Annotated in this window: 16 protein-coding genes and 1 other RNA gene; 7 read left to right on the forward strand and 10 right to left on the reverse strand. The window is 56.7% G+C overall.

Annotation, left to right across the window (positions count from 1 at the left end):
- Positions 1 to 26 precede the first annotated feature (26 nt).
- From ACR809_RS19375 to ACR809_RS19390, 4 genes are all read right to left on the reverse strand, one after another.
- Entirely contained in the window at positions 27 to 1,229 is a 1,203-nt protein-coding gene (locus tag ACR809_RS19375) for a glycoside hydrolase family 53 protein (protein WP_004178761.1), read from the reverse strand.
- A 4-nt stretch (positions 1,230 to 1,233) separates the two neighbouring features.
- The gene (locus ACR809_RS19380; RefSeq protein WP_000079398.1) at positions 1,234 to 2,085 is read right to left on the reverse strand and encodes a sugar ABC transporter permease; all 852 of its coding nucleotides are present in this window, start codon (positions 2,083 to 2,085) and stop codon (positions 1,234 to 1,236) included.
- 10 nt (positions 2,086 to 2,095) lie between these two features.
- Entirely contained in the window at positions 2,096 to 3,403 is a 1,308-nt protein-coding gene (locus ACR809_RS19385) for a carbohydrate ABC transporter permease (RefSeq protein ID WP_004177243.1), read from the reverse strand.
- A 62-nt stretch (positions 3,404 to 3,465) separates the two neighbouring features.
- Positions 3,466 to 4,698, reverse strand: coding sequence for a maltodextrin ABC transporter substrate-binding protein (locus ACR809_RS19390; protein WP_002891991.1), 1,233 nt, complete (start codon positions 4,696 to 4,698; stop codon positions 3,466 to 3,468).
- Between the two features lie 356 nt (positions 4,699 to 5,054).
- Here ACR809_RS19390 and ACR809_RS19395 point away from each other — a divergent pair, with 356 nt between their 5' ends.
- Positions 5,055 to 6,164, forward strand: a complete 1,110-nt coding sequence (locus ACR809_RS19395; RefSeq protein ID WP_009307951.1) for an ABC transporter ATP-binding protein — start codon at positions 5,055 to 5,057, stop codon at positions 6,162 to 6,164.
- A 233-nt stretch (positions 6,165 to 6,397) separates the two neighbouring features.
- On the forward strand, positions 6,398 to 7,957 hold the full coding sequence (locus tag ACR809_RS19400; protein ID WP_004142709.1) for an EAL domain-containing protein: 1,560 nt from the start codon (positions 6,398 to 6,400) through the stop codon (positions 7,955 to 7,957).
- Positions 7,958 to 7,991: 34 nt separating this feature from the next.
- Here ACR809_RS19400 and ACR809_RS19405 read toward each other — a convergent pair whose 3' ends face one another.
- Entirely contained in the window at positions 7,992 to 8,264 is a 273-nt protein-coding gene (locus tag ACR809_RS19405) for a metal/formaldehyde-sensitive transcriptional repressor (protein ID WP_002891985.1), read from the reverse strand.
- A 164-nt stretch (positions 8,265 to 8,428) separates the two neighbouring features.
- Between ACR809_RS19405 and ACR809_RS19410 the strand changes: the two genes are divergently transcribed.
- Positions 8,429 to 9,310: a nickel/cobalt efflux protein RcnA gene (locus ACR809_RS19410; protein WP_064145807.1), complete on the forward strand. Its 882-nt coding sequence runs from the start codon at positions 8,429 to 8,431 to the stop codon at positions 9,308 to 9,310.
- A gap of 44 nt (positions 9,311 to 9,354) precedes the next feature.
- Here ACR809_RS19410 and yczE read toward each other — a convergent pair whose 3' ends face one another.
- Positions 9,355 to 9,969, reverse strand: a complete 615-nt coding sequence (gene yczE / locus ACR809_RS19415) for a membrane protein YczE (protein ID WP_122051513.1) — start codon at positions 9,967 to 9,969, stop codon at positions 9,355 to 9,357.
- Positions 9,970 to 10,057: 88 nt separating this feature from the next.
- Between yczE and yczR the strand changes: the two genes are divergently transcribed.
- Entirely contained in the window at positions 10,058 to 11,485 is a 1,428-nt protein-coding gene (gene yczR / locus ACR809_RS19420; protein WP_004142690.1) for a MocR-like transcription factor YczR, read from the forward strand.
- A 134-nt stretch (positions 11,486 to 11,619) separates the two neighbouring features.
- Here the strand turns inward: yczR and ACR809_RS19425 are convergent, their stop codons facing one another.
- The 3 genes from ACR809_RS19425 to ffs all read right to left on the reverse strand — a co-directional run bounded on the left by ACR809_RS19425 (position 11,620) and on the right by ffs (position 12,495).
- Positions 11,620 to 11,835 (reverse strand): hypothetical protein, encoded by a 216-nt coding sequence (locus tag ACR809_RS19425; RefSeq protein WP_004142688.1) that lies wholly within the window; start codon positions 11,833 to 11,835, stop codon positions 11,620 to 11,622.
- Entirely contained in the window at positions 11,832 to 12,089 is a 258-nt protein-coding gene (locus tag ACR809_RS19430) for a hypothetical protein (protein ID WP_004147352.1), read from the reverse strand. The genes ACR809_RS19425 and ACR809_RS19430 overlap by 4 nt, the downstream gene beginning before the upstream one ends.
- A gap of 309 nt (positions 12,090 to 12,398) precedes the next feature.
- Positions 12,399 to 12,495, reverse strand: an RNA gene (gene ffs, locus ACR809_RS19435) — signal recognition particle sRNA small type.
- Positions 12,496 to 12,735: 240 nt separating this feature from the next.
- Between ffs and ACR809_RS19440 the strand changes: the two genes are divergently transcribed.
- The gene (locus ACR809_RS19440) at positions 12,736 to 13,143 is read left to right on the forward strand and encodes a dTDP-glucose pyrophosphorylase (RefSeq protein ID WP_004178755.1); all 408 of its coding nucleotides are present in this window, start codon (positions 12,736 to 12,738) and stop codon (positions 13,141 to 13,143) included.
- A 67-nt stretch (positions 13,144 to 13,210) separates the two neighbouring features.
- Positions 13,211 to 13,522, forward strand: a complete 312-nt coding sequence (locus ACR809_RS19445) for an MGMT family protein (RefSeq protein ID WP_004142687.1) — start codon at positions 13,211 to 13,213, stop codon at positions 13,520 to 13,522.
- A gap of 37 nt (positions 13,523 to 13,559) precedes the next feature.
- Here the strand turns inward: ACR809_RS19445 and ACR809_RS19450 are convergent, their stop codons facing one another.
- Positions 13,560 to 14,051: a YbaY family lipoprotein gene (locus tag ACR809_RS19450; RefSeq protein ID WP_002891903.1), complete on the reverse strand. Its 492-nt coding sequence runs from the start codon at positions 14,049 to 14,051 to the stop codon at positions 13,560 to 13,562.
- A 216-nt stretch (positions 14,052 to 14,267) separates the two neighbouring features.
- Between ACR809_RS19450 and tesB the strand changes: the two genes are divergently transcribed.
- On the forward strand, positions 14,268 to 15,131 hold the full coding sequence (gene tesB / locus ACR809_RS19455; protein WP_002891899.1) for an acyl-CoA thioesterase II: 864 nt from the start codon (positions 14,268 to 14,270) through the stop codon (positions 15,129 to 15,131).
- The last annotated feature ends 45 nt before the right edge of the window (positions 15,132 to 15,176 follow it).

Raw genomic sequence — 15,176 nt, forward strand, 5'->3', positions numbered from 1 at the left:
ACTTCCTGAAAAAGACGACAAAAAAATTAATTAAAAACTTTTACCGACGGCAATACTTTTCCCTGACAATCAAATAGCGCCTGATTTTCACGTGCATTACCCTCTTTCCACTCGTCGTGGATATATTTCATCCCCGCCGGGGTGGCCCAGGTATTTCCCGGCACGGCAATCCATGTAGGCTCCCAATAGAAAATACCTTTGCCACGCTGGTCTGGCACATCAACCACCGCCTGCATTAAATCGTGAATATAGTTATATTGCCCCTGTACGCTGGCGGGATATCCCCCATCCTTTTCCTCTTTCGCCTGGAAACTATTTTCCGCGTTATCGCAATTGGCCAGGGTATAGGCATAGGCCGCCTCGACGACGATGACGTCTTTGTTATAGCGTTTGCTGATGTCATCCATATTGGCCTTCAGGGCGCTGATCGGGCCATTCCAGTAGGTGTACATCGACAGACCAATCACGTCATACGGTACATGGCGCTTGTCGATCTCATCAAACCACCAGCGGAAGGTATCGTTCTTGGTCCCTTCGGCCAGATGCAGCATGATTTTCACCTGCTCGCCCTGGCGCAGGTTCTCCTTCAGGCCAGCGATAGCCGCGTTCAGCAGGCCAGCCAGCCGGTCGAACTCTCCGCCGCCCTGCCCCCAGCTTTTCCCTTCCGGCCACAGGATGCCGCCGTTGATTTCGTTGCCGATCTGCACCATATCCGGCAGCACGCCCGCCTGCTTAAAGCGGGCGATGGTATCGCGGGTATAGTCATGAATCGCCGTTTTCAGCTGCGGGTAATCCAGCTTTTCCCAGGCTTTCGGCTTGAACTGCTTGCCGGGATCGGTCCAGAAATCGCTGTAGTGAAAATCAAGCAACAGCTTCATCCCCTGGGCTTTCGCCCGTTTCGCCAGCGCCAGGGTGGTGGCCAGATCGTTATTCCCACCGCCATAGTCCTCGCCGCTCGCCGATTGCGGATCCACCCACAGACGGAGGCGGACATAGTTGACGCCGTTCTCTTTCAGAATGGCGATCGGATCCTTGCGCTGATTATTCTGATCGTAGAACGTCGCCCCGTGCTTTTCGGCGTCCAGCAGCGTGGAGATATCCGCGCCTTTGATAAAGTCCGCCGGCATGCCCTGAAACGCGCGGGTTGCAAGCGCGTCCGCGGCCAGAGAAGAAGTGGAGAAACTGCATGCCAGACAAACCGCAAGCCATGCGGGTGTGAATCTTTTCATGTGCTTATCCTTTAGTACTGCCCGAGGTCAGGCCGGAGACGAAGTATTTTTGTAGCGCCAGGTAGAGGATCGCCACCGGTACGGCGATCAGCACCGCCCCCGCCGCGTAGGTGGTGTAGCTGGCACCCATTTTTTGCGCCACCAGGTTATACAGACCGATAGGCAGCGTGTATTTATCCGGGGTACGCAGGATGGTGCTGGAGAGGATGAAATCCCCCAGCGGCCCAGTGAACGAGAACAGCGCCACCACCGCGAGGATGGGCCTCGACAACGGCATGATGATCTCGATAAAGATGCGAAAGCTGCTGGCGCCGTCCATGCGAGCGGACTCATCCAGGTCTTTAGGGATCGCGTCGAGATACCCTTTCATCAACCAGGTATTCATCGGGATCATTCCCCCGACGTAGATCAGCACCAGCGCCAGGTGGCTGTTTATCAGGCCAAGCAGTTGCGACAGCACAAAGATGGCAATCAGCGCGGAAAACTGCGGGATCATCTGCAGCAGCAGGAACAGCATCAGCCCGTTCTGCCGCCCTTTAAAGCGGAAGCGGGAGAAGGCGTAAGCGGTAAAGCTGACGCTAATCAGGGTCAGCACCATGGTCAGGAAGCTGATTTTCATCGAGTTCCAGTACCAGGTGAGGTAATTCACATTGCCATTGAACAGATCGGCATAGTGCTGGAACGACACATTTTCCGGAATGATTGAGGTACTGAGCAGGCTATTGCCGGCGTTCAGCGACGCCCCGACCGTCCAGACCAGCGGATAGATAATCACCACTGAGACCAGAATAACCACCAGCCAGGTGAGAGAGAGCCGGATCCACTTTTCGCGTTTAATACTGGGTGATTGAGCCATGTTGCTTCCCTTACGCCATGTCGTCATTTTTGAAGGATTTGGTGGCGCGGAACTGCCACAGCGCCAGGCCGACGACAAAGATCGACAGCAGGATCGTGATGGTCGCCGCGATGGCGTACTGCGACGAAGACATCGTCAGCTTATAGATCCACGACACCAGAATATCCGTCCCGCCGGCGTTAGAGCCTGCCACCGCAGGGCCGCCGTTGTTGAACAGGTAAATGATATTGAAGTTATTAAAGTTGAAGGTGTACTGGGTGATGATGATCGGCGCGATCGCATACAGCACCAGCGGCAGGGTGATGGTGCGCAGACGGGTAAAGGCGCTGGCGCCGTCCATCGTCGCCGCTTCATACAGATCGTCCGGGATCGCCTGCAACACGCCGGTGGTCATGGCAAAGACAAACGGGAAGCCAAGCCAGGTCTGCATCATGATCAGCGCCGTTTTGGTCCAGAACGGATCGGTGAGCCATGCCTTCGGACTGATGCCAAAAAAGGACAGGATCGCGTTGTTGATGACCCCGAAGGAGTCGTTGAACATACCGGCAAAAACGAGAATGGTGACAAACCCCGGCACCGCCCACGGCAAAATAAAGATGGTGCGGATCAGCGGCTTAAAGCGCAGATCTTTTTGGTTGACCAGAATCGCCAGCAGCACGCCCACCGTACACTGCAGGGTGGTCGCCAGCAGCGTCCACACCACGGTCCACTGCAGCACATCCAGGAAAGTGGAGCGCCAGATGGAGAGGGTGAAAATATTAATAAAGTTTTTCAGCCCCACCCAGTCCACCAGCTTCGCCGGCGGGGTGTGGTACAGGTTGTAGTTGGTGAAGGCGATGGCGAAACCGAACAGAATCGGAAAGATCACCACAAACACCAGCAGAATAAAGCCCGGGGTGATCATCAGGTACGGAAAGCCGTCGCTCAGCAGCATCTGGTACTGCTTACGCACGCTGTTGAGGGCGATCCCCTCATCGCGTTTTTTGCCGTTGAGCCACGCATCCCGCAGCGAGAGAAAATAGATCAGCACGCCGAAAGCGACGATCAGCACGCTGATAATCCCCTCGGCTAACAGGAAGATAGAGTTATCCCGCGGTACCTCTTCACCCAGGGTATATAACCCCCACAACCCCTCACGCAGGAAATCATAAAAAATCCCCAGAAAGCTGCTCAGCAGCACCAGGAAGACCAGCCCTTTCAGCCACTGGCGATGATAAAACTGACCGAAACCCGGCACGATTGCCAGCAGCAGACCGCACCATGCATGGCGCCCGGGCCCGCGCGCGTCGCTAAAATTTTCGCTGGAATGGATGCTCACACTCGACTCCTTCTACAAACGGGAGGTCCCCCTCCCGCTCGGTGACTTCACGTGACGGTGAATTACTGATTGCTGGCCTGCATCGCTTCGATCTGCATCGTGATCTGTTTCACCGCGTTATCAAGCGCGGCCTGCGGCGCCTGCTTACCGGTGAGGCTCAGTTCAAGCGCGGCGTTGGCCGGCCCCCACACTTCCCCCATCTCGGGAATGCCCGGCATCGCCACCGCTCGCGCCGACTGGATGGCGACGGCGCTGGCCTTTTGGTCGTTTTTAATCACCGGATCGTCAATCATCGCCTTCAGCGGCGGAATTTCGCCAGTGGCGACATAGCGGGCTTTCACATACTGCGGCTGGTTGATGAACTCGATAAACTGTTGCGCCAGCGCTTTGTCTTTACTCCAGGTCGATACTACATAGCCTTTGACGCCGAGGAAGGAGCTCATCGGCTTGCCGTCCGGCAGGGTCGGCAGGGGCGCCACGCCATAGTTAATGCCAGCGGCTTCATACGGCTGGAAGGCCCAGGGGCCGTTGATCACCGCCGCCGCTTTTTTCTCGGTAAACAGGGAATCGATGGCATTCAGCCCGTTATCGCCGAGGATCCCCGCCGGAAAGACCTTCTCGGCATAGAATTTTTTCAGGAAGGTGACGGCTTCGACGGCGCCGGGGGTATTGAGACCCACCTGCTGCGGGTTAAAGCCGCCGCTGTCGTTTTTAGCAAAGATATAGCCGCCCATCGGGCCAATCGCCCCCCAGCTGTAATAGATCTGGTCAAACTTGGCGAGCAGGCCGTATTTGTTCTGCTCGCGCTGGGTTTTCGAGTAGTCCAGCCAGGCCTGCAGGCTGTCCAGCGGCTTGTCGATCAGGTCCTTGTTGTAGATAAGCACCAGGGTTTCCACCGCCTTCGGGATCCCATACAGCGCGTTGTCCATGCGGAAGGCATTGATGGAGGCTGGCGTAAAGGCATCCTGTTTCGCCTGATCGACGCTGAGCGGCGAGAGTAGTCCCTGTACCACGGCGCCGCCGAGCTGGTCATTCGGGATCACCAGCACGTCCGGCCCAATGCCCGCCGGGCCGTCGAGGCGCAGTTTTTCCAGTTGCTGGGCGTAGGGCATCTCCTGGAGATTGACCTTCACGTTGTACTGCTTTTCAAAATCGCTAACCGCGGTTTTGATGCCAGCGGATTTTTTAATGTCCTCCCAGACGTTGAGCTGCCCGGCGGCATGCGCCTGCAGGCTGGCGAGTTGCCCCGCCGCCAGGGTGGTAAGGATCAGTGCAGCAAGCGTGTTCTTTTTCATTATCAACCTCATGTGAAGGTATAACAATTTAATGGTTTTTATTTGAATTCCGTCTGCCAGTTAGAAAAATAAATCTTTTCAAACTGCCGTATTACGTGGAAAACATGTTCTGATGCGCTTTTGTTATACGCTACGCTTTGATCGTTGATAAAACTACCATAAGCTGCCAGTTGTGTGATCATCCTTGCAGAAATGAAACGTCCCTGTATGGCGCAAAATCCGCGGAAGTTATAGTCAGGGCATGATTTTACTGCTGTTGAACATCGTCACACCGATTTGTTACACGTAATACAAATCACACTCAACATAGCGATAAGCCAACGGCAAATAACAGCTACTCACTCCGGGGAATGTGGATGTCCAATATACGACTGAGGAATGTCACCAAAAGGTTCGGCAGCACGGTGACGCTGCACCAGGTCAATCTCGATATTGAAGATGGCGAGTTTGCCGTCTTCGTCGGCCCTTCCGGTTGTGGAAAATCGACGCTACTGCGCATGATTGCCGGGCTGGAAGAGGTCAGCGAAGGAGAAGTACTGATCGGCGATGAGGTGATGAATGATGTCGTGCCCGCCCGCCGCGGCGTGGCGATGGTCTTCCAGTCCTATGCGCTCTATCCGCACATGACGGTGGCAGAGAACATGGGCTACGGGCTGAAGGTGAATAAAGTGCCGAAAACGGAGATCCGTCGCCAGGTGGAAATGGTGGCTAAAACGCTGCAGCTCTCGCACCTGCTGGATCGTAAACCGAAGCAGCTCTCTGGCGGCCAGCGGCAGCGCGTGGCCATTGGCCGGGCGATCGTGCGTAATCCCCGGGTGTTTATGTTCGATGAGCCGCTCTCTAACCTTGATGCGGAGCTGCGCGTCGATATGCGCCTGCATATTGCCCGTCTGCACCAGGAGCTGAAGACCACTATGGTGTATGTCACGCACGATCAGGTGGAGGCGATGACGCTGGCCGATAAAATCGTGGTCATGAACTACGGGAAAGTCGAACAAATGGGTTCGCCGATGGCGCTGTACTACAATCCGGTCAACAAATTCGTCGCCGGCTTTATCGGCTCGCCGAAGATGAACTTTCTGCCGGCTATCGTCAGCGACTGGCAGCCGGAACGCTTAACGGTCACCCTCGCGCAGGACCATCAGCTGGCCCTGAATATCGCCACCCAGCCGCTGAAGCCCGGCGCTGCGGTGACGCTGGGGATCCGGCCGGAGCACCTCACCCCGGAAGTCGCCACCGGTACCGTGGTGGAGTTTCAATGTGAAGTGGTGGAGCGTCTGGGCAACAATACCTATCTGTTCGGCCAGTGCTACGGCCACGACAACGTCAAGGTTCTGCTGCCCGGCGACGTCCATTTCCGCCCCTGGCAGAAAATTAATCTGGCTTTCGATGAGCGCTTCTGCATGGTGTTTGATGAGAATGACCTGCGCATCAGCGCTGATATCCCGGCGCCGGATGCACACTAGCTAACATATTGCTGTCATCTGCGCAGCGTATGCTGCGACTGAATGCCGGAACACACCCTGCCCGGCATTCACACCCTCATTTTTATTCTGCTACATCGGAATCATCCTTCTCTCCCGGCATCGCAGCCTGTTGTGATGCCGGCTTTTTCCCCAAACGACGCGTTTTCTCCCGCTGCGCCCGAATTATCTTTCGCATATACTGATGACACCCGGCGAACGATAAGGACACAGGCATGAGGACCCGGCATCTGATGGCGCTGTTTACAGGAGTGCTGATACTGGCCATCATCCTGCCCATTTCACTCAGCATCTGGCAGGCGGCGCGGCAGGCCAAAATGCAGTTCTATCGTGAACTGGATGACTATTCCAACCGTATCGTCGTTCGGACGCTGCAGGTTGCCGACCAGGCCCGGGAAGCGTTACGAGAGGCTGACGCACACACCGCCGCCTCCTGTAGCCCTGAACATCTGCTTACGCTCCGCCGCATCGCCTATACCCATCGCTACATTCAGGAAGTGCTCTGGCTGCGTGATTCCGTGCCGCAATGCTCCTCCCTGGAAGACCATAGCGTCGCGGTCACCTTCCCCCCGCCGGACCACATTGCCCCCGACGGCTATCGCACCTGGCTGACCTCAATTAACGATCTTGGCCTCGATCATCAGATGACGGCCATGGGCAGCCGGCAGCACATGGTGATGATCGACCCCGTCTCCTTTATTGATGTCGTTCCCGCCAGCGAAGAGAAGATCCATACCATGCTGTTTGGCCTGGACCACCAGAAAATGGTGATCAGCAGTCAGCCGCTGCCGGCGAAAGTCTGGCAACGCATTAAAGATCCGCATGTGGATATGCTTACTCTGGATAACACAGTCTACCGGATCCAGCGCATTCCCGAGCTGGGCTCTGGCATCGTAACCTGGTCTTCAACCTTGCCGCTGCAGCAGCGCATTCGACAGCAGCTGTTCTTCTGGCTCCCTGCCGGAATTTTCACCAGCCTGCTCGCCACCTGGCTGCTGCTGCGTCTGCTAAGGCACCTGCGCTCACCGCGCAACAGCATGCTGGACGCCCTCAATTCCGAAGCGATTCAGGTTCACTATCAGCCGATTATTTCGTTGCAGGACGGGAAAATTGCCGGGGCGGAGGCCCTGGCCCGCTGGCAGCAGCCCGATGGCACTTTTTTATCGCCGGATATCTTTATTCCCCTGGCCGAGCAGACCGGGCTCATCACGCAGCTGACGGAAGATATCGTCAGGAAAATTTTTGCCGATCTCGGCCCCTGGCTGCGGCAGCGGCCGGAAGTGCACATCTCCATCAACCTGTCGGTAGATGATTTACGCTCGCCCACCCTGCCGACGTTGTTACACAATCAGCTACAGCACTGGGGGATCGCCGCCGAACAGATCATCCTTGAAATCACCGAGCGCGGTTTTGTCGACCCGGAGACGACTATGCCGGTGATCGCTCACTATCGTCAGGCCGGGCATCGGATCTCGATTGATGACTTTGGCACCGGCTACTCCAGCCTGAGCTATCTGCAGAAACTGGACGTCGACACGCTGAAAATCGATAAATCTTTTGTCGATACCCTCGAGTACCGGCCGCTGACGCCGCACATTATTGAAATGGCCAAAGCGCTCAATCTGGCCACCGTCGCCGAAGGGGTGGAAACCGAAAGCCAGCGCGACTGGCTGCGCCAGCATGGCGTTCAGTACGCCCAGGGGTGGCTGTACAGCAAAGCGCTGCCAAAAGAGCAGTTCATTCTGTGGGCAGAGCATAACCTCCATGCGCATTAAGCGGCGGGTGGCTTGAGCGGAACGTCAGGGGGCGCTACTTCAGATAGGATTTAATCACCTGCATCACCGTCTCCAGATCCGCTTCGCGCTGCGTCTCGTCAGGCTCTTTCACCACATGGTCGGTAAGATGCCCCTGAATAACCTGCAGCATCATGCCGTTGACCGCGCCGCGGATCGCCGCCAGCTGCTGTAATATTTCAGCGCACTCATGCTCGCGATTAAGCATTTTCTCTAACGCGGTACTCTGCCCCTGAATTTTCTTCAGCCGGGTCAGTAACATCTTTTTGTGTCGAACTGTATGTGACATTGCACGATCCACCGTTTCATTCTGTCCGGGATTACCGACCTGCGTGGTCAGCAACGCCTGCCAGCATACCATGATCCTTTTTATTAGCCGCTTTATCTACTGGGGGGTAGTATTTTACTACTGGGGGGGAGTAGGATAATCGCACTTTTGGCAAGGATCCCGATATGAACGATTTCACTTCCCTTCTGCAGCAGGGCAATGCCTGGCTGTTTATACCCAGCGCAATACTGCTCGGCGCGCTGCACGGCCTCGAACCCGGGCACTCAAAAACAATGATGGCCGCCTTTATCGTGGCGGTGCGGGGAACCTTAAAACAGGCGGTACTGCTGGGGCTGGCGGCCACGGTTTCGCATACGGCGGTGGTCTGGCTGATCGCCATGGCCGGCCTGTGGTTTGGCCGCGGCTGGAACGCCCAAACCTCTGAACCCTGGTTTCAGCTGGTCTCAGGGATTGTCATTGTGCTGATTGCCTGCTGGATGCTCTGGCGCACCTGGCGCGAATCGCAGCCTCACACGCACCATGAGCACCACCATGAACATGAGCACCACCATGAACATGAGCACCACCATGAACATGATCACCACCATGACCATGATCACCGCCATGACCATGATCACCGCCATGACCATCACCATGCGTCCTCATCCGCCGCGCCGCTGGTGGCGGAGGAGTGGCAGGACGCGCATCAGCGGGCTCATGCTCAGGAGATCAACCGGCGCTTTGATGGCCGCCAGGTGACGACCGGGCAGATCGTGCTGTTTGGCCTGACCGGGGGGCTGATCCCCTGCCCGGCGTCCATTACCGTGCTGCTTATCTGTTTACAGCTGAAGAAATTCTCGCTGGGCGCCACGCTGGTGCTGGGCTTTAGCGTTGGTCTGGCGCTGACGCTGGTGGCTTCCGGGGCCATCGCCGCCCTGAGCCTTAAACATGCCACCCGCCGCTGGCCGTGGCTTAACGACCTCTCGCGCAAGGCGCCCTGGTTCTCAGGCTTACTGATTATTGTGGTGGGGATCTACATGATGCTTCATGGCCTGAGCGGCCTGTAAGCGATGAAAGGCCCTCTCCGTGATGAAGAGGGCGATGGGTTAATTCAGGAGACTATTTCCCGGGGAGGGCTGACCGCGTTGCGGCTGACGGGCTGGCTGAACCACGGTAGGCACAGCTGGATCAGCGGCCCAATCGACAGCGCGTAGATGACGGTTCCGACGCCAAATTTGCCCCCCAGCAGCCAGCCAATCAGCAGTACGGAAAGCTCGATCGCCGTCCGGATACCGCGCAGTGACCAACCAGTGCGAGCATGCAGACCGGTCATCAGGCCATCGCGCGGCCCGGGGCCAAAGCCCGCGCCAATATACATTCCGGTAGCGATAGCGTTCAGCACAATTGCTCCTGCCAGCAGCGCACTGCGCGCCACCAGCGACTCCAGCGGCGGCAGGACGGCCAGCGTGGCGTCCGCCGCTAGTCCCAGCACGACGACATTGCTCACCGTGCCGAGCCCCGGCATTTGCCGGATCGGGATCCACAGCAGCAGTACCGCCGCGCCGGTCAGGATAATCACCGTACCGAAACTGATCCCCAGCTGTTTAGCCACCCCGAGATGGAAAACATCCCACGGATCGGCGCCGAGATTGGCATGCACGAAGAGCGCCGTGGACACGCCGTAAAGCACCAGACCAATATATAACTGCAGCAGGCGACGAAGCATATTTTTTCCTCAACATCATTGCGAATGCCCTCATCATCAGCAAAAATGGACTGATAATTAATGGCCAGTTTTGGAAAAGTGGATCGCTATGTCAGCCCGACGCTTTGGAACCCAATCGCTGGTACGCCTGCTCGGCAACTGGCAGGAGACCAGCTCACGCACGCCGCTATGGCGCCAGCTGGCGGAAGCGCTCCGCCTGCTGATCCTTGATGGTCGCCTGACGCTGCAAACGCGCCTGCCCGGCGAGCGCGAGCTGGCGGCGGCCCTGAACGTCAGCCGGACCACCATCGCCAGCGCCCTCGGCCAGTTGCGGGAGGAGGGCTTTCTCTACAGCCGCCAGGGGAGCGGGTCACGCATTGTTTTGCCGGAACGCCCCGCCGATCTTCCTCTGCCTGCCGGCATCTCATCTACGCTTAATCTATCTACCGCCGCCCTCAGCGCCGGGCCGGAGGTCCATCAGGCCTTCCAGCACGCTATGACCCTGCTGCCGCCCTATCTCGCACAGACTGGCTATGACCAGCAGGGGCTGCCGGTGCTGCGGGAGGCGATTGCCCGGCGCTACAGCGAACGCGGTCTGCCGACGCGGCCCGATGAGGTGATGGTGGTCAACGGCGCGCTCAGCGCCTTCGCGCTGATCCTGCGCCTGTTCACCGGGCCGGGCGATCGGGTGGTTATTGACGCTCCAACCTATCCGATGGCCATCAGCGCCATTCAGGGTGCCTCCTGCCGTCCCGTCGGGGTTGCGCTTCCGCAGCAGGGATGGGACTGCGATGGACTGGCGGCGACTATTGCGCAGACTGCGCCGCGGCTGGCGTGGCTGATGCCGGATTTTCACAACCCCACCGGACGCTGTATGGATGCCCCCACCCGCCAGCGGGTTGCGGACATCGCCGCCAGGACGCGAACAACGCTGGTAATCGACGAGACCATGGCCGACCTTTGGTATAACGCGCCGCCGCCCCCGCCGCTGGCCAGCTTCAATCCCGATGCCGCGGTGCTCACCATTGGTTCGGCCGGGAAAAGCTTCTGGGGGGGACTACGTATCGGCTGGATCCGCGCCAGCGCGCGGACCATCGCCTCGCTTATTCAGGCCCGCGATTCGCTGGATTTGGGTACGCCGCTGCTGGAGCAACTGGCCTGCAGCTGGCTACTGGAAAATGCCGCCACACTGCTGCCGCCGCGGCGGGATATGCTCAAGGCGCGCCGGGACATGTGCGAAACGCTGATGGCGGAATATTTTCCCCGCTGGCGGTTTTCGCCACCGGAAGGTGGGCTCTCTTTTTGGGTGGAACTTCCTGACATGCTGGCCACCCTGTTCTCTGCGCGTGCGGAAAGCCAGGGGATCCATATCGGCACCGGTACGCGGTTTGGGCTGGAAGGGGCGTTCGATCGCTATTTACGTCTGCCGTTTACGCTGCCGGATGAAGCATTGCGCCGGGCCTTCTCCACGCTACAACCGCTGTGGCAAAGCCTTGCTGAACAGAAGGAAAATACACGTTTGCGAAAAATAATATAAGAAAATAGCGACGGGCTGACTTTAGCCCGTCAAATGACCTTCATCCATGAGGTATATGAGATGTTTTTATAAAATTGCCTGGCTATCCTGCCCTCTGGTTATGGCAACCCAATGACAGAAAGAAGGCAATTTCATTAATGCTGGCGCGGAATAGGAAACCCTTTCAGGGAAATAATAAAGCCATCTTCATCTTTTTTGATTTTAGCGCCGGTGTCACACCAGTCGGAAGCAATGCGAAAGAACTCATCACTACCGATATTCCAGTTCAGGCGGACGTGTTTTACGTATCCTGAGCGCAACATATCGCAAGCTTCGCTATAGTTGCTGGCTGTAGAGAATTGTTGTTTCATTTTTTCTTCTTCAGAAGTTTTCTTAATGCTTTGATTTCTTTAGGGGTAAGTGGCGTCGCTTCCTCTTCGGTATGCTGGCTGTCAATGTCCTCTTCCGTCACCCCCGCCTCACCTGCTGACTCCTCCAGCTGAAAAGCCAGCTGCAGCAGCTTTTCCGTTGCCGTTCCCAGGTTCTCGTTATTAACTTCCGCAAAATGACGCAACTTTTCTTTTAGCTCTGCGTCAATTTTTACATTCAAAACCACTGTGGTCATAGCTACGCTTCCCGTGCAATAAAATCATCATAATTAATACACGAAGTTAACATGCTGATCCAGAGATATATTTTACAGCATGAGCCTGGCAACAAATTCCCATCAGTAAGATGCGCTTTATTTATGACATGCAAATGACATTAATATTTCAGTAGTATTTCAGATTTATGACAAGTAAATATTATGGAATAAAAGAAGGGGGTTTTAACAACAAAAACTAATATGCGATCTTTATCAGAAATTAATTATTGCAGGAGTAAAAACCGGACAAATATAAGGGAAACACCAGGCGGGAGAAATGGGTGGGGGCCCTGCCAGCTACATCCCGGCACACACGTCGTCTGCTCTGGCTGCTTCCTTCCGGACCTGACCTGGTAAACAGAGTAGCGTTGCGGGAGAACCAACAGAGCCCCCATTGAGAGCGTTAGTTGCCTAACGCGCTGGCGCATTATCCCTGCTGACCTGGTGAATTGCAAGCTCACACCGTCCGCCTGCTGGTTTATTGCGCAATAACGCGAATAAAACCAGCCACTCACGGTCAGCCTGTGAGATTGCGAGCCCGCGCTCAGCACACATCCGGGTTATCCACCATACTTATCCTCTTCGTCCTCTTTTATCACCAGTACATTGTCTCGACGGTAATCGAATGACTGACTCATCACCACAGACCATCACTCTGCCTTTACCTGCTATTGAAGGGATGACTATCGCCTTTCAGGGCGTAAACTACCTGCGTCCTGAAAAAATGCTCGACTTCGCGACCATCAGTCCCGCGCCGGTGCGGGCGGTTACGCCGCTGGCGCTGCTCTATTCCACCGTCGGCGTGCTGCGCCAGGTGGAGCTACGCAAGCTGCCGGTCTATATCAGCGGTCGGGTGGTGTACCCTATCTCGTCGTTAACCATGCCGGGCCTGCGCGCAAGGCTGATCATCAACGCCACTTCGCAGCGGTTGAAATTTCTTGAGAGTCTCATCGCCAGCTCAGCCTCCGACAATGTCCATGGCATGCAGATCCTCGGCCTCGCTCTGACGTTCACCGTCGAACAGGCCGCCTGACCCAGGCCGGCTGTACAGCTCCTGGCTTAGCGCTTATGCTGACGTTTTGCCGGTAACAGGACAGAAAATGGCTCCGCACGACACATTTCCCCAACGCGTCTGGCACATCGTGGCGTCGATACCGGAAGGGTATGTCACGACCTACGGCGAGGTCGCCCGGCTGGCTGGTTCACCGCGCGCGGCGCGCCAGGTGGGCGGCGTATTGAAGCGCCTGCCGGAAGGGTCCACCCTGCCATGGCATCGGGTGGTCAATCGCCATGGCGATATCTCCCTCACCGGCCCCGATCTACAGCGGCAGCGTCAGGCGCTGCTGGCCGAGGGTGTGCAGGTCTCCGGCAGCGGCCATATCGATCTCCAGCATTATCGTTGGGTTTATTGAAGGCAAAAAAAAGCCCCCATCCGGGGGCGTAGCGAGCTTACTGGGCGACAGGAACGGCGGTCTGCTGGACCGGAACCAGCGTCAGGTCGGCATGAGTGCCGCCCTGGTTTATTACCGTCTGCACGGTATCGGTAATAAACATCAACTGGCCGTTAACCGTGATCGCCGCGCTTAGCAGAATGCGAGCGTTCGGTTGAATATCTGCCGGGTTGTAAGGCAGCGCAAAGTTAAATGGCGCCTGTTTGCCTTCGGTACGCACCGCTTTTTGCGACAATACGCGGGCTGGCGCATCTGCCAGAGAAGCATCCGACAGGGTCACCGTCAGTACCGCATCCGGCGGTAAAGCGATTCTCTGGCGGATATTAATCGTCCCCGTGACGCTCGGCTGCTGCTGCGCCACGCTCAGCGTCGCGATACCGTAAGGGTCGGGCGCGGCCGCCTGCGTCGAAGAATTGTTCGAGTGGTGATTAGCACAGGCGGTCAGCGTCGCGGCGACGGCTAAGGCACTAAACATATAGGCAAATTTCATGATGTTCTCCTTATCATCCCTTAATACCCAGGAGGATGTTCCGCCGCTTCGCCGGCAGGAACTTTCGTGTCGTCAATAAGTGTGGCACAGATCTCAGATTTGTTCCTGTTAACTGGTCGTTATTCAGATTATTACACCCATCGGACCACTTGCGATTCCAGGTTATACTTGGCCACATTACGCGCGCTGCGCCGCTATTGTTAATTGAGGATAAGTATGAGTCAGGCACTCTCTAACCTGCTGGCATTATTAGATCTGGAAAAAATTGAGGAAGGGTTGTTTCGCGGGCAGAGCGAAGACCTGGGGTTACGTCAGGTTTTTGGCGGCCAGGTAGTGGGTCAGGCGCTGTATGCGGCAAAAGAGACCGTGCCCGTTGAGCGTCTGGTTCATTCGTTTCACAGCTACTTTCTTCGCCCCGGCGATAGCCAGAAGCCGATCGTTTACGATGTGGAGGTGCTGCGCGACGGCAACAGCTTCAGCGCCCGTCGGGTCGCCGCCATCCAGAACGGGAAGCCGATTTTCTATATGACCGCCTCCTTCCAGGCGCCAGAGAATGGCTATGAGCATCAGAAAGCAATGCCGGCCGCCCCCTCCCCTGACGGCCTGCCTTCGGAAACCGATATCGCTCGCAAGCTGGCGCATCTCCTGCCGCCGCAGGTGAAAGACAAATTCCTCTGCGATAAACCGCTGGAGATCCGTCCGGTGGAGTTTCATAACCCAATGAAAGGCCATATCGCCGAACCGGTGCGCCAGGTCTGGCTGCGCGCCAACGGCGCCGTCCCTGACGATCTGCGTATTCATCAGTATCTGCTGGGCTATGCTTCAGACTTTAACTTCCTGCCGGTGGCACTGCAGCCGCACGGCGTTGGTTTCCTTGAGCCCGGCATGCAGGTCGCCACCATCGACCACTCTATGTGGTTCCACCGGCCGTTTAATATTAATGAATGGCTGCTGTATAGCGTCGAAAGCACCTCGGCCTCCAGCGCCCGCGGCTTCGTTCGCGGCGAATTCTACACCCAGGATGGCACGCTGGTTGCCTCAACGGTTCAGGAAGGGGTGATGCGCAACCGCAACGCATAAAAAAAGCCTCCCGGACGGGAGGCTTTTCGCTATCAGGAGAGAATG

The organism is Klebsiella sp. CD33 (assembly GCF_051992865.1).
Taxonomy (GTDB): domain Bacteria; phylum Pseudomonadota; class Gammaproteobacteria; order Enterobacterales; family Enterobacteriaceae; genus Klebsiella; species Klebsiella pneumoniae.